Genomic DNA, 18,391 nt, shown 5'->3' with positions numbered 1-18,391 from the left:
CGCGCAGCCCAGCGCCGCGACCGGGTCGGCCGCGAAGCGATCGGCGGCCTGGCGCATCGCCTGCGCGTCGAAGGCCGGCACATAGGCGGCCGTATCGTGCGGGAAGTAGTCGCTGAGCCCGCCGACGTCGGACACGATCATCGGCTTGCCGACCGCGGCCGCCTCGAGCATCACGGTGATGCCCGACGCGTGGAAATTCGGCCGCAGCGGCACGACGATCACGTCGGCCCATGCGTACAGTTCGTGCTGCTTCGCGAGCCCCGACGCCGAGCCGATCTTCACGTTCGGCGCATGCCACTCGCGCGGCACGCGGCGCCGGGTCGCCAGCCGCACGTCGTAGCGCGCGTCGCCGCCGAACGCGGCGAGGAACGTGCGCCAGTCGCGGTCGCGGTCGTTGCCGATCGCCGCGATCCGCAGCGGCCGGTTCGGTTGCCATTGCTGCGGCTCGACGATCGGGAAATCCTGCGTGTTCAGCCCGTAGTAGACGAACTCGGCTTCGCGGCCGAGATAACGACGGCACAGGTCGGCGTTGTCGCGGGCCAGCGTGGTCAGCGCGTCGGCGCGCGCGATCAGCTTGCGGTACAGCCAGCGGCGCGGGCCGCCGAAGCTGCCCCACTTGTCGAACAGCCACACGCTCTGCGCGAGCAGCAGCGGACGCTTGCCCTGCTCGCCGGCCAGCTTCAGGATCAGCGACGCCGCAAGGTGCTCCTGCTCCGTGTGCGTCCAGATCACGTCGGTGTTCAGCAGCGCGGCACGGTTGCGCCATGCATGCACGACGTCGAAGCCGAGCGCCGCCTTCAGCGCGCGGCGCACGAGGCTGGCGACGCGGCTCTCGCCGCCGTCCTGCGAATAGGTCAGCCGGAATTCGTCGGATTCGGCGTGGTGATAGCCGTACAGGCAGCCGATGTTCTCGCCTTTCCGGTAGGTACGCGGATCGGCGCCGTGGAACAGATGGACATGGACCTTGGTTGCAGTCATTCGAGCCCTTCTCCGGGTTCGGCCGCGCGGCGTTGCGCGCGCGGCTCGTTCAAGACGTCACCGGCGGCATCGCCGCACGGTGGGGGGCAAGGTTCGCGCGGCGGGCATCGCGCGCGCCGCGGCGCACCGCGCGCCAGTGCTCGCGGATCCGCTCGCGCTTCGCCGTATGCAGCGACAGCAGCACGTGCGCGAGGCCCGGGTAGACGCGCGTACCGACCAGCGTCCACCACCACCACGCGATTTCGCGCCGCACGGGCGGCAGGTGCTCGCGCAGGATCAGGTGCAGGTTGTATGCGCCGTTGCTGATCGCATTCAGCGACGCGGCATCGCGCCGGTCGTCGTCGAAGCGTTCCGCCGGAAAATGATCGACCGCGATCGCCGGGTCGTAGACGAGCTTCCAGCCGTTGCGCTGCACGTGCATGCTGAAACCCATGTCGTTGTGCACCTGCGCACCGGCGCCGCGCAGCCGCGTGTCGAAGCGCAGCCGCTCGATCGCGGCACGGCGGTAGCTCATGTTCGCGCCTTTCAGCATGTCGACTTCGCGCATGCCGCCGACGCCCAGGTGATGATTGCCGACGATCTTGCCGGACAGCGTGAGCTGGCCCACGAGCTCGCGCGATTCGTCGAGCACGCGGCCCTTCTCGTGCACCCAGTCGCGGCCGCCGACCGCGCCCACGCGCGGGTCGGCCTCGAACGCCGACTCGACGCGGGCGAGCCAGTCGGGATGCGGCGCCGCGTCATCGTCGGTGATCGCGACGATGTCGCCGTTCGCCGAGTCGAGCCCCTTGTTCAGCGCGGCGACCTGGCCCGGCACATCGACCGGCACGATGCGCAGCGGCAGCGCGCCGCCGACCGCCGGATCGGCGAGCCGTTCGTGCGTGGCATCGTCCTCCGGGCGCGCGACGACGATCACCTCGTCGGGCAGCCGCTGCTGCCGCTGCAGCGCCAGCAGGCAGCGCGCGAGGTCGGCGGGGCGCCGATAGGTCGGAACGAGCACGGAAATTTTCATCGTTGGTTCTCCTGTCGGCCGGGCAGGCGGCACGCGCGGCCTGCCCGGTTACGTGCGATTCGGATCAGGCGCTCAGGTATTCATGCACGGCCGCATAGCCGCGGCCGTAGCCGCGCGCCTTCGGCGGCACGCCGTTGAAGATCCCGCCTTCCAGATCGACGCCCGCGGTACGCAAGCGCTTGATCGCGTCGGCGATCTCGCCTTCGGTATGCATGCCCGAGCGCAGCACGAGGAACGTCGAGCCGGCCATGCGGCCGATGATGGTCGCGTCGGTCACCGCCAGCACCGGCGGCGAATCGATCAGCACGACGTCGTAGCGCTTGCCGAGCCCTTCGAGGTATTGCGGCAGGCGCGTCGACATCAGCAGCTCCGACGGGTTCGGCGGGCGCGTGCCGGCCGAGATGAACGACAGGCCCTGCACCGGCGTCTCGCGCACGGCGTCCTCGAGCGCCGACTGGTCGCTCAGCAGCTCGGACAGGCCCGGCTGCGAGGTGAGGCCGAAGTAGCGGTCGAGCAGGCCGCGGCGCATGTCGGCGTCGATCAGCAGCACGCGCTTGCCCGAATGCGCGAGCAGCACCGCGAGGTTGACCGTCAGGAAGCTCTTGCCGATGCCGGGCGTCGGGCCCGTCAGCACGATCACGCGGTTCTTCGCGTCCATCATCGCGAACTGCATCGCGGTACGCAGGCTGCGCAGGCTCTCGACGCTCAGATCCTTCGGACGCAGGCTCGCGAGGATCGGCCGTGTGCGGCTGCCGCTCTTCTCGGCCGCCGCGTCGAGCTTCACCTGCTCGGCGCTTTGCGGCACCAGCCCGTACAGCGGCAGGTTGAACGTGCGCTCGATGCGGTCGGGGTCCTCGATGCCCTGGAACAGGTTGCGGCGCAGGAACACGACGCCGGTGCCGAGGATCAGCCCGAGGAACACCGCGGCCGACAGGATCAGCACCTTCTTCGGCTTGACCGGGGCGCCCGGACGCAGCGCGGAGTCGACGAGGTGGATGTTGCCGCCCGTGCCGGCCTTCTGCACCGACAGCTCCTGCACGCGGTTCAGCAGCAGCACGTAGATGTCCTCGGCGACCTTCGCGTCGCGCTGCAGCTGGACGGCCTTCACTTCGGTGGCCGGCAGGCTGCGGAAGCGGTTGCTGAACTTGTCCTTCTCGCCCTGCAGCTCGGCGAGCTGCTGCTTCGCGGCGATCACCATCGGGTGCGAATCGGTGAAGCGCTGCGCGAGCGACGCGAGCTGCAGGCGCTGCGCGGCGATCTGCTGCTCGTACTGCACACTGCCCTCGAGGTAGACCTTCGCCTCGTCGCTCGCGTTGATCGAGCCCGACGTGCGCTGGTACTGCGTCAGCGCGGCTTCCGCCCGTTCGAGGTCGGCCTTCAGGCGCGGTTCCTCGCCCTTCAGGAAGTCGAGCATCTTGGTCGCTTCGGCCTGCTTCGCGACCACGTGCTGGTTCAGGTACGACTGCGCGAGCGCGTTCGCGATCGCGGCGGTCTGGTCCGGGTCCTTGCCCTCGAGCGAGATCTGCACGACGCCCGTCTGCTTGCCCTGCTCGGTCACCTGGATGCCGGCCTGGAAGCCGCTGATCGCGTCGAGATCGTTGTAGCGGACCACCGTGAACTGCGTGCCGGGGCGCGCGACGAGCTTCGACACGAGCAGCGTCACGCCACCGCCCTGCGTCGATTCGCCGACCTGGCCCGACAGCAGCCGCGTGCCGTTCTGGTCGACGAGCGAATAGGTGCCGTTCGGGCCGGCCGTCAGCGTCAGCTTCTTGCCTTCGAGCGCGGGCACGACGCTGATCGAATCGACGTCGGCGACTTCACCGCCCCATGCATACGATTGCAGGCCGAGCCACGGCCGCGACGGCGTGCCCGGCGTCGCGACACGCGCGGCGAGGCTGCCGATCAGCGGCAGCGTCTTCGGCACGACCGAGAAATTCAGCTTGAACTGGTCGACCACCGGCGCGACGACGCCGCGGCTCTTGATGATCTCGATTTCCGCATCGGTCTGCGCCTGCTGCGGACCGGAGTTGATCGTCGCGCCGGTCTGCGTCTGCGTGAGCGCCTGCGACGTGTTGTCGTTGCTCTCGACCCGCACGTGCACGTCGGCCTGGTACACCGGCTTCGCGACGTAGCAGTAGAGGCCGGCGAGCGCGACGACCGTCACCGCGATGCCGAGCAGCAGCCAGATGTCGTCCATGATCACCTGGAGCAGCTGGCCGAGGACGACGTCCTCTTCCTCGGTTTTCACGGACAGATCCGCGTAGGAGTGTTTCGCTTGCGTGTTCACCATTCGTTCCCGCTTGAGTGGTGCCGGGGCGGAGGTACCGCCCCGGCGGGCTATCAGCGCGTGATTTGCCGCATGTAGAAGATCGTCTGGATCGTCGGCAACACCTGCTGCAGCACTCGGTTGAACTGCACCGAGCTGGCCGTGCTGACGTAGACCACATCGAGCGGCTGAAGCGGGAAGCGGCTCGACAGCATCAGCGCATCGGGCTGCGTCATGTCGAGACGGAACACTTCAGGCTTCGTCGGGTTGTCGCGCATGCCGCGCATCACGTAGATCTTGCGCGGGTTCGCATCGGTATCGAGGATGCCGCCGCCGGCCGTCAACGCGTCGGCGATGGTCAGCTTGCCCTTGAGCATCGGCACCGTGACCGGCGTCTTGACCTCGCCCATGATGAACACGCGGCTGTCGCTGCGGTCCGGCACGTTGATGATGTCGCCCTGCTGCAGCATCACGTTCTGCCGCACTTCGCCGCGGTCGAGCACGCCGTTCGCGTCGAGCGTGTAGAGCTTGCCGTCGCGCGTCAGGCGCACGCGCTGCAGATCGGCGTCGGTGGTCGAGCCGCCCGAACGCGAGATCGCGTCGACCAGCGTCAGCGGCACGTCGCTCATCGCGAGCGGGCCCGGCGTCTTCACCTCGCCGGTCACCTGCACCTTCTGGCTGCGGAACGACAGCACGCGCACGTCGAGCTGCGGATTCTTCACGTAACGCGCGAGTCGCGTGGCCAGCTCGTCACGGGTCTGCGCGATCGTCTTGCCCGCCACGTGGATGCGGCCGACGAACGGGAAGAAGATCGTGCCGTCGGCGGCCACCGTCTGGCCATAAGGATCGGCCTGGCCCGGCAGCGACGACGAATAGGGTTGCTGCAGCGCGCCCGCGATCGTCTGCGTCGTGTTGCCGCCGCTCGAGAACGACTGGCCCTGCGGCGTCGTCAGCTCCGGGTGGTCCCAGACGGTGACGCCGAGGATGTCCTGCGGCCCGATGCGGTACACGTATTGCGACGGATCGGTATAGCGTCCGGGCGGCAGCGGATGGTCGACCTGCGCCTTCTGCAGCTGGTCCATCACCACTTTGGCGTCGATGTAATGAACCGGATAGGTCTCGGCCGCTTGCTGGCGGCCTTCGTCCTTCAGGTTCGACGAGTCGAGGTAGTTGCCGGGCGCGGTTGCACAGGCTGACAGGAAGGTCGTCAGCGCGACGGCAAGCGCCACCGGGCGCATCGGGCGTTTCAGCATAGTTTCTGTAGCCATCCTTGAACCAGACGTTCGATCAGTGAGTAGCTCTCGCGGTAATCGGCCTCGGGGCCGCCGTGCGGGTCGGCAATCTCGGCCCCTTCCCACTTGCCGAGCAGGTGGACCTTGCCGCGCGCGAACGGATCGACCTTTTCGACGGCCGCGATCTGTCCGCGCTCGCTGACGAGAATCAGGTCGGCGTCGCGCACGATCCGGCGCGACAGCCGCCGCGAGCGGTGGGTCGTCGCATCGACGCCCCGCTCGGCGAGCAGCTGCCGCATCACCGGATCGATGCCGTCGCCGTCGTTCGCATGCACGCCGGCCGAATGGAACGTCGGGCGCGGGCCGCCGCGCGACGCGGAGTGCGACTTGAACAGCATTTCCGCTGCCGGGCTGCGACAGACGTTCGCGTGACAGACGATCAGGATGTTCCGGAACATGGCGTCTCGTAACGAGTGACGGGAAACGGGTTACGCGCTCGCGGGCGCGGTGCCCGGCACACGCGCGGCGACGGCCTGGCGCGAGCCCGGCCGGCCGATCGGGTGGTATTCGATGCCCTGCTCGCTCATCGTCTCCGGCTCGTACAGGTTGCGGCCGTCGAAGATCACAGGCGCTTTCCACAGGCGGCCGAGCGCGATGAAGTCGGGGCTCTTGAAGATCTTCCATTCGGTGACGATCACGAGCGCGTCGGCATCGCGCGCGGCCTGCGCCTCGTCGTCGACGAAGGAGAGGCGCTCGAGCCAGCTCGGGTGATCGGCGAGATCGAGCGCGATCACGCGGCGCGCTTCCTCCTGCGCGACCGGGTCGTACGCGGCGATGCGCGCCCCGCGCGACAGCAGCTCGGCGATCAGCTCGCGGCTCGGCGCTTCGCGCATGTCGTCGGTGTTCGGCTTGAACGCGAGGCCCCAGATCGCGAACGTGCGGCCGGTCAGGTCCTCGCCGAAGCGTGCGACGATCTTCTCTGCAAGCACGCGCTTTTGCGTGGCGTTGACCGACGACACGGCCTTCAGGATCTGCAGTGCCTGCCCGTGCTCGTCGGCCGTGCGGATCAGCGCCTCGACGTCCTTCGGGAAGCACGAGCCGCCGTAGCCGCAGCCGGCATACAGGAAGTGATAGCCGATGCGCGGATCGGAGCCGATCCCGCGGCGCACGGCCTCGATGTCCGCGCCGAAACGGTCGGCGAGGTTCGCCAGCTCGTTCATGAACGAGATGCGGGTCGCGAGCATCGCGTTCGCCGCGTATTTCGTGAACTCGGCCGAGCGCACGTCCATGTACAGCGTGCGTTCGTGGTTGCGGTTGAACGGCGCATAGAGCTTCTTCATCAGCTCGCGCGCGCGCTCGCCCGGCACGTCGTCGTCGCAGCCGATCACGATGCGGTCCGGCCGCGTGAAATCGTCGACCGCCGCGCCTTCCTTCAGGAATTCCGGATTCGACACGACCGAGAACATCTGGTCGCCGCCGCGCTTCGCGAGTTCCTCGGCCACCGCCGCGCGCACGCGCTCGGCCGTGCCGACCGGCACCGTCGACTTGTCGACGATCACCTTGAAGCCCGTCATGTAACGGCCGATGTTGCGCGCCGCCGCGAGCACGTATTGCAGGTCGGCCGAGCCGTCCTCGTCGGGCGGCGTGCCGACCGCGATGAACTGCACGTCGCCGTGCGCGACCGCGGCCTCGATATCGGTCGAGAAGCGCAGGCGGCCCGCCGAGCGGTTGCGCGCGATCACTTCCTTGAGGCCCGGCTCGTGGATCGGCACGCCGCCATTGTTCAGGATGTCGATCTTTGCCTGGTCGACGTCGAGACAGAACACGTCGTGCCCGATGTCGGCGAGACAGGCGCCGGTGACAAGACCTACGTAACCGCTGCCGATGATAGTCAGATTCATGATGTGTCGGACCTCTTGACCAATGATTCGAAATTCGTAAAACCGCGATGCCTGCGTGGCGCGGCCTCGGTACTCAGTACGCGTTGCTGCCGGTGAAGCCTTTCCAGAGCGTCAGCACGACGATCTTGATGTCGAGCCAGAACGACCAGTTCTGCATGTAGTACAGATCGAGCTTCACGCGCCCCATCATCTTCTCGATCTGGTCGGTCTCGCCGCGAAAGCCGTTGATCTGCGCCCAGCCGGTGATGCCCGGCTTGATCCGGTAGCGGAACATGTAGCCCTTGACGAGATCCTTGTAGATGTCGTCGTGCGCGAGCGCATGCGGGCGCGGGCCGACGACCGACATCTCGCCCTTCAATACGTTGATGAACTGCGGCAGCTCGTCGAGGCTCGTGCGGCGCAGGAACCGGCCGACCGGCGTCACGCGCGAGTCGTTCTTCGTCGCCTGCGTGACCTGCCCGGCCACTTCCTGGTGCACCTTCATCGAGCGGAACTTGTAGATCTCGAACTCGTGCCCGTCGATGCCCTTGCGTTTCTGGCGGAAGAACACCGGCCCGCGCGACGTCAGCTTGATCAGGCCGGCAATCAGCACCATCACCGGCGCGAGCGCGGTGAGCGCGGCCAGCGCGAACAGCCGGTCGAACACGAACTTCGGCAGGATCCGCACGTCGGTGATCGGCGACGCCGCGAGGTTGATCGCCGGCACGCCGAGCACCTCGACCACTTCCTGGTTGAAGAACGACAGCGTGCGCACGTCCGGGATGAAACGGATGTTGACGAAGTCGTGGCGGAACACGGTCACGATCTGGTGAATCCGGCGTTCCTCCGTGATCGGCAGCGTGAGCCACAGCTCGCTGATCGCGCGGCTGCGCACCAGCCACACCAGCGATTCGAACTGCCGCTCGATGCGCACGTCGTCGAGCGCGACCTCGCCCGGCGCTTCGCTTTCGTCGTATACGCACACCGGGTTGAAGCCGGCCTCCGGCCGCGCCCGCATCTGCGCGATCAGCCGCCGCGCCGCCGGCGTCCCGCCGACGATCGCGACCGCCTTCAGGTTGTAGCCGCCGCGGCGCAGCTGCCGCAGCACGACGTGCACGCAGGTTTTCGAGCCGGCGAGCAGCGCCATCGTCACGAGCGCCCAGTAACCCAGCCACAGCCGCGACAGGTCGCCCGACTGGTGGAAGCTGAAGCTCATCAGGATGCCCGCGAGCTCGACCACGAGCCATGCGAACGCAACCCGGCCCACCAGCCCGACGAGACGCTTGCCGCGCCACGACTGGTAAATGCCGATGGCCGGAAAGAACACGACGACGAGCAGGCAGTCGAACAGCACCGTCGTGCGCTGCAGGTCGTTGAGCCAGATGCTGCCGTCGTGCAGTGCGGCGGCGATCAGCGCCCCCGCTACGACCATCGCGATATCGATGACTCTCGCCAGCACGCTCAACATGTCTGCTTCCTCTTTGAACAGGCGTTTGCCGAACAGCTCCTTGTGCGACCCGTGCCGCACATTCGATTCAAACGTTGCATGACGCTATTGAAGCGGTAAGAAAATTCCGCCTCAAGCGCACAAGTATTTCGAAAAATAATCGGAAATTCTTGCTGCGTAGTTTTTGAATTAAATCGGCAGCTTTTCCCGAAATGATCGCGAATCGGGAATTTTTCGGAAGCTTTACGGTTTCCGCTCACCCTTTGCGGACGGTCAACACCAGCCGATTCACCGATTTATTTTTTATTTTTTTATTTGCACCGGATGCTGGCGCGGAAAATTCTTCCCGGTGAATGCCCGGCGAATATCAGGCAATGGGCCCGGTTTTATTGTCGATTTACTTCATGCTACAACGGCAGGCACTGACTTCAACCGTGGAGAGTGTCAACATGAATGCTCCGGCCGTGGCTGCCGAAACGCGCCATTCCCCTTCCGCCGCACCCGCCGCCGGCACGCGTGTCGCCGTGCAACCGGTGATTCTCGCCGGCGGCTCCGGCACGCGCCTGTGGCCGATGTCGCGCGAGCGCTTTCCGAAACAGCTGATCGGCTTGCTCGGCGAACATTCGTTGCTGCAGTCGACCGCGCTGCGCCTCGACGGCCTGGCGGGCGATCATCCGCTGACCGACGACGTGCTGATCGTATGCGGCGAGGATCACCGCTTCACGACCGCCGAACAGCTGCGCCTGACCGGCAAGTCCGCATCGATCATGCTCGAGCCGATCGCCCGCGACACCGCGCCCGCGCTGACGCTCGCCGCGCTGCGGCTCGTCGCCGACGGCAACGACGCGATCATGACCGTGATGCCGGCCGACCATGCGGTGGCCGACCTGCCGCGCTTTCACGCCGCGGTCGCAGCCGGCGTGCACTGCGCGAAGCAAGGCCGGATCGCGACGATGGGCATCGTGCCCAAGCACGCGGAAACCGGCTACGGCTACATCCGCGTCGGCGCGCCGCTCGGCGACGCCGCGACGGGCAGCCTCGACGTGCGCCGCCTCGATCGTTTCGTCGAGAAACCGCATCTCGAGCTCGCTCGGCAGTACGTCGCATCGGGCGAATACTGGTGGAACAGCGGGATCTTCATCGTGCGCGCATCGGTGTGGCTGAAGGCGATCAGCCAGCTCGAACCCGCGATCTACGCGGCCTGCGAACAGGCCGTCGCCCAGGGCAAGGCCGACGGCGATTTCTTCCGCGTCGATCGCGATGCATTCGCCGCGTCGCCGTCGAACTCGATCGACTACGCGGTGATGGAGCCGCTCGCGAGCCTGCCGCAACTGTGCGAGAGCGTCGTCGTGCCGCTCGACGCGGGCTGGTCGGACGTCGGCTCGTGGGATGCGATCTGGCAGATCTCGGAGAAGGACGAAGCCGGCAACGTCGGCCGCGGCCACGTGCTGCTCGAAGACGCGGAATCGACGTTCGCGCATTCGGAAAGCCGGCTCGTCGCCTGCGTCGGCACGCAGAACCTCGTCGTCGTCGAAACCCCCGACGCCGTGCTCGTCGCGGACAAGTCGCGCGTGCAGGACGTGAAGAAAATCGTCGGGCGCATCAAGGCGCAACGCGGCGCGGAAGCGTCCGATCACCGCAAGGTGCATCGCCCGTGGGGCCACTACGACTCGGTCGACATGGGCGAACGCTTCCAGGTGAAACGCATCGTCGTGAAACCGGGTGCGCGACTGTCGCTGCAGATGCACCACCACCGCGCCGAACACTGGATCGTCGTGCGCGGCACCGCGCGCATCACGCGCGGCGACGAAACGTTCCTGCTGTCCGAAAACGAATCGACGTACATCCCGCTCGGCGTGTCGCATCGCCTCGAGAACCCGGGCAAGATGCCGCTCGAGCTGATCGAAGTGCAGTCGGGCGCGTATCTCGGCGAGGACGACATCGTCCGCTTCGACGATACCTACGGCCGCCAGTAATACACGTGCGCCCGGGGCGCCGCTTCGACGGCGGCGCCCCGGGCGATGCAGGCAGGCATGGAAAGACGAGGCTTCCGCGCGGGCGTCGTGGCACACGACGGCCCGCCCGTTTCACCGGTGCGGCGATCAGCCTACGCGGTACACGTATTCGCGACGCTCCTGCTGCACCGGATCGTTGCGGCTTTCGGACAGCGCGCCCGTGTGACGCTCGGCGATGAAGCGCTTGATGTCCGACTCCGCACGCGCGAGCGCGGACAGGCCGGCCAGCACCTCGCCTTGCGGCGCGCGTGCCGGTTCGTCGCTCGCGCCATGGCGATCGATCCACTGACGTGCCCAGTCGAGCGCGAACTGCTCGGCTTCCTCGGCATCGGTGAAGCGCGGGCCGATCAGGCCCGAACGCTCGACGCGCCGCTCGTCCTGCGAGATCTCGGCCCACGCGCGATACATCAGGTTCTGCACGGGCTGCGCGATGCCGCGGATCGTATAGCCGCGATACTCGTCGACTTGCGGTTCGGCCGCGGCGAAGCTCGCCGACGACGCACGCGCATGGCGCAACTCCACCGACCGCGCGCCCGGCACCACGAACGACGCGTCGGACGGCCGCGCTTCGGCGTCGTCCTGCATGGACGACTGCGACGCGCCTTCGCCATCCCAAACGTTTGCGTGCGCGACCGGCAATTGCCACGACTCGGGGTTTTGCCAGAACACACCGCGCAAGCGATCGTTGTCGGGCACGGGCTCGGCACGGCGTGCGGGCACGACCGGCACCGGCGGCGGCGGGATATACGCGAACGTGCGCCCGCTGAACTGGGTCAGCACGTCGATCATCTGCAGCAGCGTGCCGGACGCCAGCCATTCCTCGTAACGGCGACGGCACGTCGGCCCGGACGGATAACGACCGGGCAGCTTCGACCAGGCTTCACCGGTCGTCAGGATCCAGAGCACCGCGTTGGCGACGACGCGCGGTTCGGCACGCGGACGCCCACGACGGTTCAGCCGGATGGGTTCATCGGCGATCAGCGTTGAAAGACGAAACCACTCTTCATCGGTAAGCTCATCGAAGAACATAGTAGATCTCTCCACGCAGCCAGGCCGGGGCTGCGATTGGCGGCGCCATCGCGACACATCGCGTCGCGGGGCGGCCAGGTTGCACATTATGCTTATCCGGTGTTGTGCATGCCGGTGCGACACCGCACTTTCACGGTGCCGCCATTCCCGGCAATGGCGCACAAATCACGGTCTCACTCCAATGTGGGAATTTTTGTGCACGAAGCATACCATCCCTAGGGTTTATCTCAATATGACAATGACTTAATGTTACGCACTGAAACAACCTGCCAAGGGTGCGTAATGTATTTACGCTTGAATTTTTTTGCGGGATCTTTATGCCCGACGCTGCAAAGGCCCGTCTGGCGGGGCTCTACAGCGTATGAAGAATGCCCGCGAATGGGCATTTTCGGGTCACTCCGACCCCTGCCGGCAACAATCCCGCGCATTGCTGCCCAACATCGGTAAATCAGGGAAAAAAGCGTAACAAGATATTCACGAATCGGTAAATCATTCAAATTTCGCCGATTTTAATTATCTCCGTGCACAATCTTTTTATTGTTTCTCTGCGAGTGATGAAAGCCCGGTGACGTGCGATGCACGTCTTTCGCTGCATGCAAGTTCGTGACGCCTGTTACATCTTCGCGGCGGCAGGCGAGCGAAACGCGCCGCGTCGCGTGCGGAGATCGCGTTTCGGGTCGGAACGGAAAATGGAAACCGGTGCGCGGGACGCACCGGACGTGCGGCTGACGTGCGGCGGATGCGTCAGCGCAGATCGCCGGCCAGCGATGCGGTCACGTCCGCGTCCACGCGCTGCGCCGGCATCGTGTAGGCCGGGTGATCGCAGCCGATCGACAGCGCCGCCCCGCCCTTGAGCGCCGCGCGCATCGGCGCGTCGAGCTCGAAGCGCACGAAGTGCACGGCCGACGTCTTCTCGGCGTTGTCGCGCTCGAGATCCTCGTCGGCGATCGCGTAGATGCGCGCGTGCCCGTCGACCTGCAGGTACACGCGATCCTCGACACCGATCAGCCGCGCGAGCGCCGCGCGCCGTTCGACCTCGTGCTCGTACTCGATCTGCATCGTCGCCTTCAGGTTCGTGCCGTCGGGCACGAGCGGCAGATACGCTTCCAGCTCCCCTTCGATGCCGGCCTGGTCGAAGATCTTCTCGATGTGCAGCATTTCCTGGATCTGATAGCGGATCGTCGTCTCGTCCTCGAACAGGAAGCGCAGGTGGTTGCCGAGGGCCACCGCGCGGCGGCGCTTGTACGCGACCAGCCGCGCATGTTCCGCCTTGCGGATCTTCGCGTACGCTTCGAGCGTCAGCAGGGAGTCGCGGGTCAACGTCATGGGATGTCCTCGTGGGTCGGCCGGCGGCGGCTCAGATGCCGTACGCGCGGCGCAGCAGCGTGAGCGGATGCGCGAGCGGCGCGGACGGCAGCCCGTTGTCGTCGATGCCCTGCACGATGTGATGGCCGGCCAGCGCGCAGTCCGACGACACGAAATCCGGCTGCGGCTCGGCCATCGCCTTGAACACGGGCCCGCCGATCCGCATCGCGTCCGCATGAAACTCCTTTTTCACGCCGAACGTGCCCGCGTGGCCCGAGCAGCGCTCGACCACGTTCACGCGCGTATCGGGCACGAGCGACAGCGCGTCGGCCGTCTTGCGACCGATGTTCTGCACGCGCGCATGGCACGGCACGTGATACGACACGGTGCCGAGGCCCGTCTTGAAATCGGTCTTCAGCAACCCGTCGCGATGCCGTGCGATCACGTATTCGAACGGATCCCAGAATGCGTCGGCCACCGCGCGCACCGCGTCGTCGCCGGGGAACATCAGCGGCAGCTCGCTCTTGTACATCAGCACGCAGCTCGGAATCGCGCCGATCAGTGCATAGCCTTCGCGCGCATAGCGTTCGAGCACGGGCAGGTTCACGTCCTTCTTCGCGGCCACGCCGGCGAGATTGCCCTGCTCGAGCAGCGGCATTCCGCAGCAGGCTTCGCGCGTGACGAGCTCGTAAGGGATGTCGTTGTGCGCGAGGATCGCGAGCAGGTCGTGGCCGATGCCCGGTTCGTTGAAATTCACGTAGCAGGTCGCGTAGATCGCGACCTTGCCGGGCGTGCGTTCGCCGTCGCGCACGGGCAGGCCGTCCGACGGTTTCGCCGCGCGCCGGAACTTGCGCGGCGCGAATTCCGGCAGCCACGCATGGCGATCGACGCCGAGCGTCGCTTCGAGCGCATGACGCGCGGGCGGCGTACGGTTCACCGCGTTCACCGCCTGCGTGACGATCGGAATGCCGGCAAAGTGACCGAGCGCGTCGGTGTTCGACAGCACCTTGTCGCGCAACGTCGCTTCGCCGCGCTTGTAGCGCGCGGCCTTGCCGCGCAGCATCAGGTGCGGGAAATCGACGTTCCATGCGTGCGGCGGCACGTACGGGCATTTCGTCATGTAGCAGAGGTCGCACAGGTAGCACTGGTCGACGACCTTGCCGAACGCCGCCTTCGGCACTTCCTCGATATCGCCCATCGGCGTGTCGTCGACCAGGTCGAACAGCGTCGGAAACGCGCCACACAGCGACACGCAGCGCCGGCATCCGGCACAGATGTCGAACACGCGCGTCATTTCCGCGTCGATCGCGGCCTGGTCGTAGAACGCGTCGGACTGCCAGTCGAGCGGATGCCGGGTCGGGGCTTCGAGACTGCCTTCCTTGTGGGGCATGGGGCGCTCCAGCGTGGCGCGCATGCGCGCCAGCGCCGCCCGCGCGATGCGGGCAGCGATGAACGAACAGCCGGCCGCTTGCCGGTCGCACGGCCTGCCGTGCGGCCCGCGGCGGCCCGTCAGTCGACGAGACTGTCCAGCGCCTTCGTATAGCGGTTCGCGTGGCTGCGTTCGGCCTTCGCCAGCGTCTCGAACCAGTTCGCGATTTCGTCGAAGCCCTCGTCGCGCGCCGTCTTCGCCATGCCCGGATACATGTCCGTGTATTCGTGCGTTTCGCCGGCGATCGCCGATTCGAGATTCTGTCGCGATGAACCGAACGGCAAGCCCGTTGCCGGATCGCCGACGGCTTCCAGGTATTCGAGATGGCCGTGCGCATGGCCGGTTTCGCCTTCGGCGGTCGAGCGGAACAGCGCGGCGACGTCGTTCTGGCCTTCGACGTCAGCCTTCGAAGCGAAATACAGATAACGCCGGTTCGCCTGCGATTCGCCCGCGAATGCGGCCTTCAGGTTCTCTTCGGTTTTGCTGCCCTTGAGTTGAGCCATTTGCGCCTCCGTTCGAGTCGGCGCGGCCGCGTGCGAAGCCGGGCCGATCAGGTATGTGGGGAACGATACGTGCGCCGCGTCGCGGCGCGCGCATCGTGCTCTTCAATCTAGGCGCTCGCGTTCGCATCCCCCAATAGGCTTTTTCAATCCGGACGATAGTCGGCGCGTTGCGCGGCGGGGTGGTGCGCGGGGTACGCGTGTGCGGGGTACGGGGTACGGGGTACGGTGTGCGGGGTACGCGTTCGCGTTCGCGTTCGCGTGTGCGTGTGCGGGGTACGGTGTGCGGGGTACGCGTTCGCGTGTGCGTGTGCGTGTGCGTGCTGCGTGCGTGCCGCGTGCCTCACGCGTCGGTCGCACGCTTCAGCAGCAATTCGCGCTCGCGCTCGTTGCGGGTCAGTTCCGCCGCACGCCGGAACTCGATCTTCGCCTCGTCGGCGCGGCCGAGCTTCGCGAGCAGATCGCCGCGCACGCTCGGCAGCCAGTGATAGCGCGCGAGCGCCGGATCGTCGCGCAGCACGTCGACGAGTTCGAGCGCCGCAGCGGGCCCGAACGCCATCCCGACGGCCACCGCGCGATTCAGTTCGACGACGGGCGACGGCGCAACCTCGGCGAGCGCGTCGTACAGCGCGACGATCTGCGCCCAGTCCGTGTCCGCCGCCTGCCGCGCACGCGCATGGCAGGCGGCGAGCGCAGCCTGCAACGCATACGGCCCGCGCACGCCGCCGAGCTTCGCCGCCTGCTCCAGCGCCGCGAGGCCGCGCCGGATCAAGAGCGGATCCCAGCGGCTGCGATCCTGGTCGAGCAGCAGGACGGGCCGGCCCTGCGCGTCGGTACGCGCGTGCATGCGCGACGCCTGCAGTTCCATCAGCGCGACGAGCCCGAGCACTTCGCTCTCGTCCGGTGCCAGCCCGGCCAGCACGCGGCCGAGCCGCAGCGCCTCGTCGCACAGCGCCGGGCGCGTCCAGTCGTCGCCCGCGGTCGCCGCGTGGCCTTCGTTGAACACGAGATAGATCACTTCGAGCACCGACGCGAGCCGCGCGGGCCGCGCATCGGCGGCCGGCACCTCGAACGGCACGTGCGCGGCCGCGAGCGTTCGCTTGGCGCGCACGATCCGCTGCGCGATCGTCGGCTCGGGCGTCAGGAACGCGCGCGCGATCTCGCCCGTCGTCAGCCCGCCGAGCAGCCGCAGCGTCAGCGCGACACGCGCATCGGTCGACAGCACCGGGTGGCAGGACGTGAAGATCAGCCGCAGTAGATCGTCGCCGATGTCGTCGTCGCTCGCGTCGGCGAGCGCATCCGCGATGTCGGGCACGACATGCGCTTCGAGCGCGTCCATCTCGTGGCCGAGCTGGTCGCGCTTCGCCGCGTGGAGCGACTCCTGCCGGACCCGGTCGAGCGCGCGGCGCTTCACGGCCGTCATCAGCCACGCGGCCGGGTTGTCGGGCACGCCGTCGACGGGCCAGTGCTCGAGCGCCGCGACGAGCGTGTCCTGCGCCAGCTCCTCGGCCACGCCGACGTCGCGCACCACGCGCGCGGCGCGCGCGATGATCTTGGGCGCCTCGATCCGCCAGACCGCTTCGATCGCACGGTGAGTCGCCTCGAGCGTCACGACGCCTGCCCCTGGGCGGACGCATCCAGCGGCATGGCCATCAGCTCCCATGCATGGCCGTCCGGATCGTCGAACCCGTGGCCATACATGTTCGGATACTCGCGCGGCGCCTGCGGCGCGGACCCGCCGGCCGCGAGCGCCTTCGCGACGATCGCGTCGACCTCCGCGCGGCTGTCGCACGACAGGCACGTCAGTGCCTGCACCTGCGTCGCCGGATCGACGATGGTCTTGCCGGTGAAGGTCTGGAAAAACGGCCGCACGAGCAGCATCGCGAAAATCGTGTCGCTGATCTTGATGCAGGCGGCCTGTTCGTTGGTATAGGCCGGCACGACCTCGAAACCGAGTGCCTGGTAGAACGTCTTCGCGCGCGGCAGGTCGGCCACGGGCAGGTTGATGAAAACCATCTTGTGCATGACGGATGCTCCGGTGAACTTGGATTCGGGTGGATTCAGGCCTGGGTGCGGCCGACGTGGAGATCGCGGAACCGCTCGACCGCGTCGCTCGGGGTGAGGTCGTCGAGCTCGAACAGCGGCCGCACCTCGATCTCGCAATCCATTTCGGCGCCGAACGGCGCGGGGAACCGGCGCGTCCATTCGAGCGCCTCGTCGCGCGAACGCACCTGGATCAGCGTATAGCCGGCGATCAGCTCCTTCGTTTCGGCGAACGGGCCGTCGATCACCGTGCCCTTGCCGCCCGTGTAGCGCACGCGCCAGCCGCGCGCGCTCGGCCTCAGCCCGTTCGCGTCGAGCAGCACGCCGGCCTTGGCCAGTTCCTCGTGGTAGACGGTCATGGCTTCGACCAGCCGGTTGTCCGGCAACGCGTCGGATTCGCTGACGGCGTTCGCCCGGATCATGATCATGAATCGCATCGTTTACTCCTTGTCATCGGTGGAAGGCGGCGCCCGTTCGGCGGCGCCTTATCCGGACGACGGCCGGAAGACGCCCGGATCGACACGTTCCGCAACCAATCAGGGTAAATACCGAGTCGCGGCACTCACAGGAAGCACGGGCCGACCGCGCGCACCTCGACCGTGCACCACTGCGCGGCCGGGCACTGGCGCGCGATCTCGATCGCTTCCTCGCGGGTGTCGACGTCGACGAGGAAGAAGCCGCCGACCATCTCCTTCACCTCCGCGAACGGGCCGTCGAGCAGGCGCGTCTCGCCGTCGCGCACCTGCACGCGCGTGCCCCGCTCGGAACGCTCCAGCGACTCGACACCGCGCAGCACGCCGCGCGCCTTCAGCGTCTCGGCGAAATCGACCATCCGCGCGTATAGCGCCTGGCCTTCGTCGAGCGTGCGCTCGGCGCGCTGGTCGGTCGGCTCGACAATCAACAGCATGTAAGACATGGATTTCTCCTGTGGGAACGGGGCGCGGCAGCGTGTGCTGCGCGATCGGGATGCGCCGCCGATGCAAAAGCGTAACAGCCGCCGTGCGCCTTGCATCGTCGACCGATCGGCACACTGGCCGGACGGCCAATTTGGCCGCTTCCTGACATTTTGCCGTCAAGATGCTTTCCCGAATCGTCGGATTTTGTTCCTGTGGACCGCCCCATGTCACGCCTGCTTTCGCCGCCTGCCGTTGCAGCGTTCGTCGTCCTCTTCGCCCTCCTCGCCAGGCCCGCCGCGGCCGCGCCGCCGGTCAGCGCCGGCTGCGGCGGCGCAACCACGCCGATTGCCGACCTCCGCGGC

Annotated in this window: 16 protein-coding genes; 1 reads left to right on the top strand and 15 read right to left on the bottom strand. The window is 67.2% G+C overall.

Going from position 1 to position 18,391, the window contains the following annotated elements; translation table 11 throughout:
* The 7 genes from DPV74_RS28605 to DPV74_RS28575 form a co-directional block, all read right to left on the bottom strand.
* Positions 1 to 978, bottom strand: a 978-nt coding sequence (locus tag DPV74_RS28605) for a glycosyltransferase family 4 protein (RefSeq protein WP_119338401.1), incomplete at its 3' end; no start/stop codon positions are given.
* A 49-nt stretch (positions 979 to 1,027) separates the two neighbouring features.
* A complete protein-coding gene (locus DPV74_RS28600; RefSeq protein ID WP_021163248.1) occupies positions 1,028 to 1,987 on the bottom strand; it encodes a glycosyltransferase family 2 protein in 960 nt (319 codons plus the stop codon).
* A 64-nt stretch (positions 1,988 to 2,051) separates the two neighbouring features.
* The gene (locus DPV74_RS28595) at positions 2,052 to 4,277 is read right to left on the bottom strand and encodes a polysaccharide biosynthesis tyrosine autokinase (protein WP_059693903.1); all 2,226 of its coding nucleotides are present in this window, start codon (positions 4,275 to 4,277) and stop codon (positions 2,052 to 2,054) included.
* Positions 4,278 to 4,327: 50 nt separating this feature from the next.
* Positions 4,328 to 5,506: a polysaccharide biosynthesis/export family protein gene (locus tag DPV74_RS28590; RefSeq protein WP_027791028.1), complete on the bottom strand. Its 1,179-nt coding sequence runs from the start codon at positions 5,504 to 5,506 to the stop codon at positions 4,328 to 4,330.
* Entirely contained in the window at positions 5,500 to 5,943 is a 444-nt protein-coding gene (locus DPV74_RS28585; RefSeq protein ID WP_119338400.1) for a low molecular weight protein-tyrosine-phosphatase, read from the bottom strand. The genes DPV74_RS28590 and DPV74_RS28585 overlap by 7 nt, the downstream gene beginning before the upstream one ends.
* A gap of 30 nt (positions 5,944 to 5,973) precedes the next feature.
* Positions 5,974 to 7,386, bottom strand: coding sequence for a UDP-glucose/GDP-mannose dehydrogenase family protein (locus tag DPV74_RS28580; RefSeq protein WP_119338399.1), 1,413 nt, complete (start codon positions 7,384 to 7,386; stop codon positions 5,974 to 5,976).
* A 73-nt stretch (positions 7,387 to 7,459) separates the two neighbouring features.
* The gene (locus DPV74_RS28575) at positions 7,460 to 8,833 is read right to left on the bottom strand and encodes an undecaprenyl-phosphate glucose phosphotransferase (protein ID WP_027791025.1); all 1,374 of its coding nucleotides are present in this window, start codon (positions 8,831 to 8,833) and stop codon (positions 7,460 to 7,462) included.
* A gap of 428 nt (positions 8,834 to 9,261) precedes the next feature.
* On the opposite strand from DPV74_RS28575, the gene DPV74_RS28570 reads away from it, so the two are divergent.
* Positions 9,262 to 10,788, top strand: coding sequence for a mannose-1-phosphate guanylyltransferase/mannose-6-phosphate isomerase (locus DPV74_RS28570; RefSeq protein WP_027791024.1), 1,527 nt, complete (start codon positions 9,262 to 9,264; stop codon positions 10,786 to 10,788).
* Between the two features lie 126 nt (positions 10,789 to 10,914).
* Here the strand turns inward: DPV74_RS28570 and DPV74_RS28565 are convergent, their stop codons facing one another.
* The 8 genes from DPV74_RS28565 to DPV74_RS28530 all read right to left on the bottom strand — a co-directional run bounded on the left by DPV74_RS28565 (position 10,915) and on the right by DPV74_RS28530 (position 18,049).
* A complete protein-coding gene (locus DPV74_RS28565; protein ID WP_027791023.1) occupies positions 10,915 to 11,856 on the bottom strand; it encodes a transposase in 942 nt (313 codons plus the stop codon).
* 744 nt (positions 11,857 to 12,600) lie between these two features.
* The gene (locus DPV74_RS28560; protein ID WP_059684477.1) at positions 12,601 to 13,182 is read right to left on the bottom strand and encodes a DUF3501 family protein; all 582 of its coding nucleotides are present in this window, start codon (positions 13,180 to 13,182) and stop codon (positions 12,601 to 12,603) included.
* 31 nt (positions 13,183 to 13,213) lie between these two features.
* Positions 13,214 to 14,551: a heterodisulfide reductase-related iron-sulfur binding cluster gene (locus tag DPV74_RS28555; RefSeq protein WP_027791021.1), complete on the bottom strand. Its 1,338-nt coding sequence runs from the start codon at positions 14,549 to 14,551 to the stop codon at positions 13,214 to 13,216.
* A 119-nt stretch (positions 14,552 to 14,670) separates the two neighbouring features.
* Complete coding sequence (locus DPV74_RS28550; RefSeq protein WP_027791020.1) at positions 14,671 to 15,093, bottom strand: rubrerythrin family protein; 423 nt, start codon at positions 15,091 to 15,093, stop codon at positions 14,671 to 14,673.
* 340 nt (positions 15,094 to 15,433) lie between these two features.
* A complete protein-coding gene (locus DPV74_RS28545) occupies positions 15,434 to 16,702 on the bottom strand; it encodes an RNA polymerase sigma factor (protein ID WP_060173109.1) in 1,269 nt (422 codons plus the stop codon).
* The gene (locus DPV74_RS28540) at positions 16,699 to 17,115 is read right to left on the bottom strand and encodes a VOC family protein (RefSeq protein ID WP_021164038.1); all 417 of its coding nucleotides are present in this window, start codon (positions 17,113 to 17,115) and stop codon (positions 16,699 to 16,701) included. The genes DPV74_RS28545 and DPV74_RS28540 overlap by 4 nt, the downstream gene beginning before the upstream one ends.
* A 35-nt stretch (positions 17,116 to 17,150) precedes the next feature.
* Positions 17,151 to 17,570 (bottom strand): YciI family protein, encoded by a 420-nt coding sequence (locus DPV74_RS28535; RefSeq protein ID WP_027791017.1) that lies wholly within the window; start codon positions 17,568 to 17,570, stop codon positions 17,151 to 17,153.
* Between the two features lie 125 nt (positions 17,571 to 17,695).
* Positions 17,696 to 18,049, bottom strand: coding sequence for a YciI family protein (locus DPV74_RS28530; protein WP_021164040.1), 354 nt, complete (start codon positions 18,047 to 18,049; stop codon positions 17,696 to 17,698).
* Positions 18,050 to 18,391 lie beyond the last annotated feature (342 nt).

It is taken from the genome of Burkholderia sp. HAN2018 (genome assembly GCF_024704855.1).
GTDB lineage: Bacteria > Pseudomonadota > Gammaproteobacteria > Burkholderiales > Burkholderiaceae > Burkholderia > Burkholderia cepacia.
This window is presented reverse-complemented; position numbering and strand designations above follow the sequence as displayed.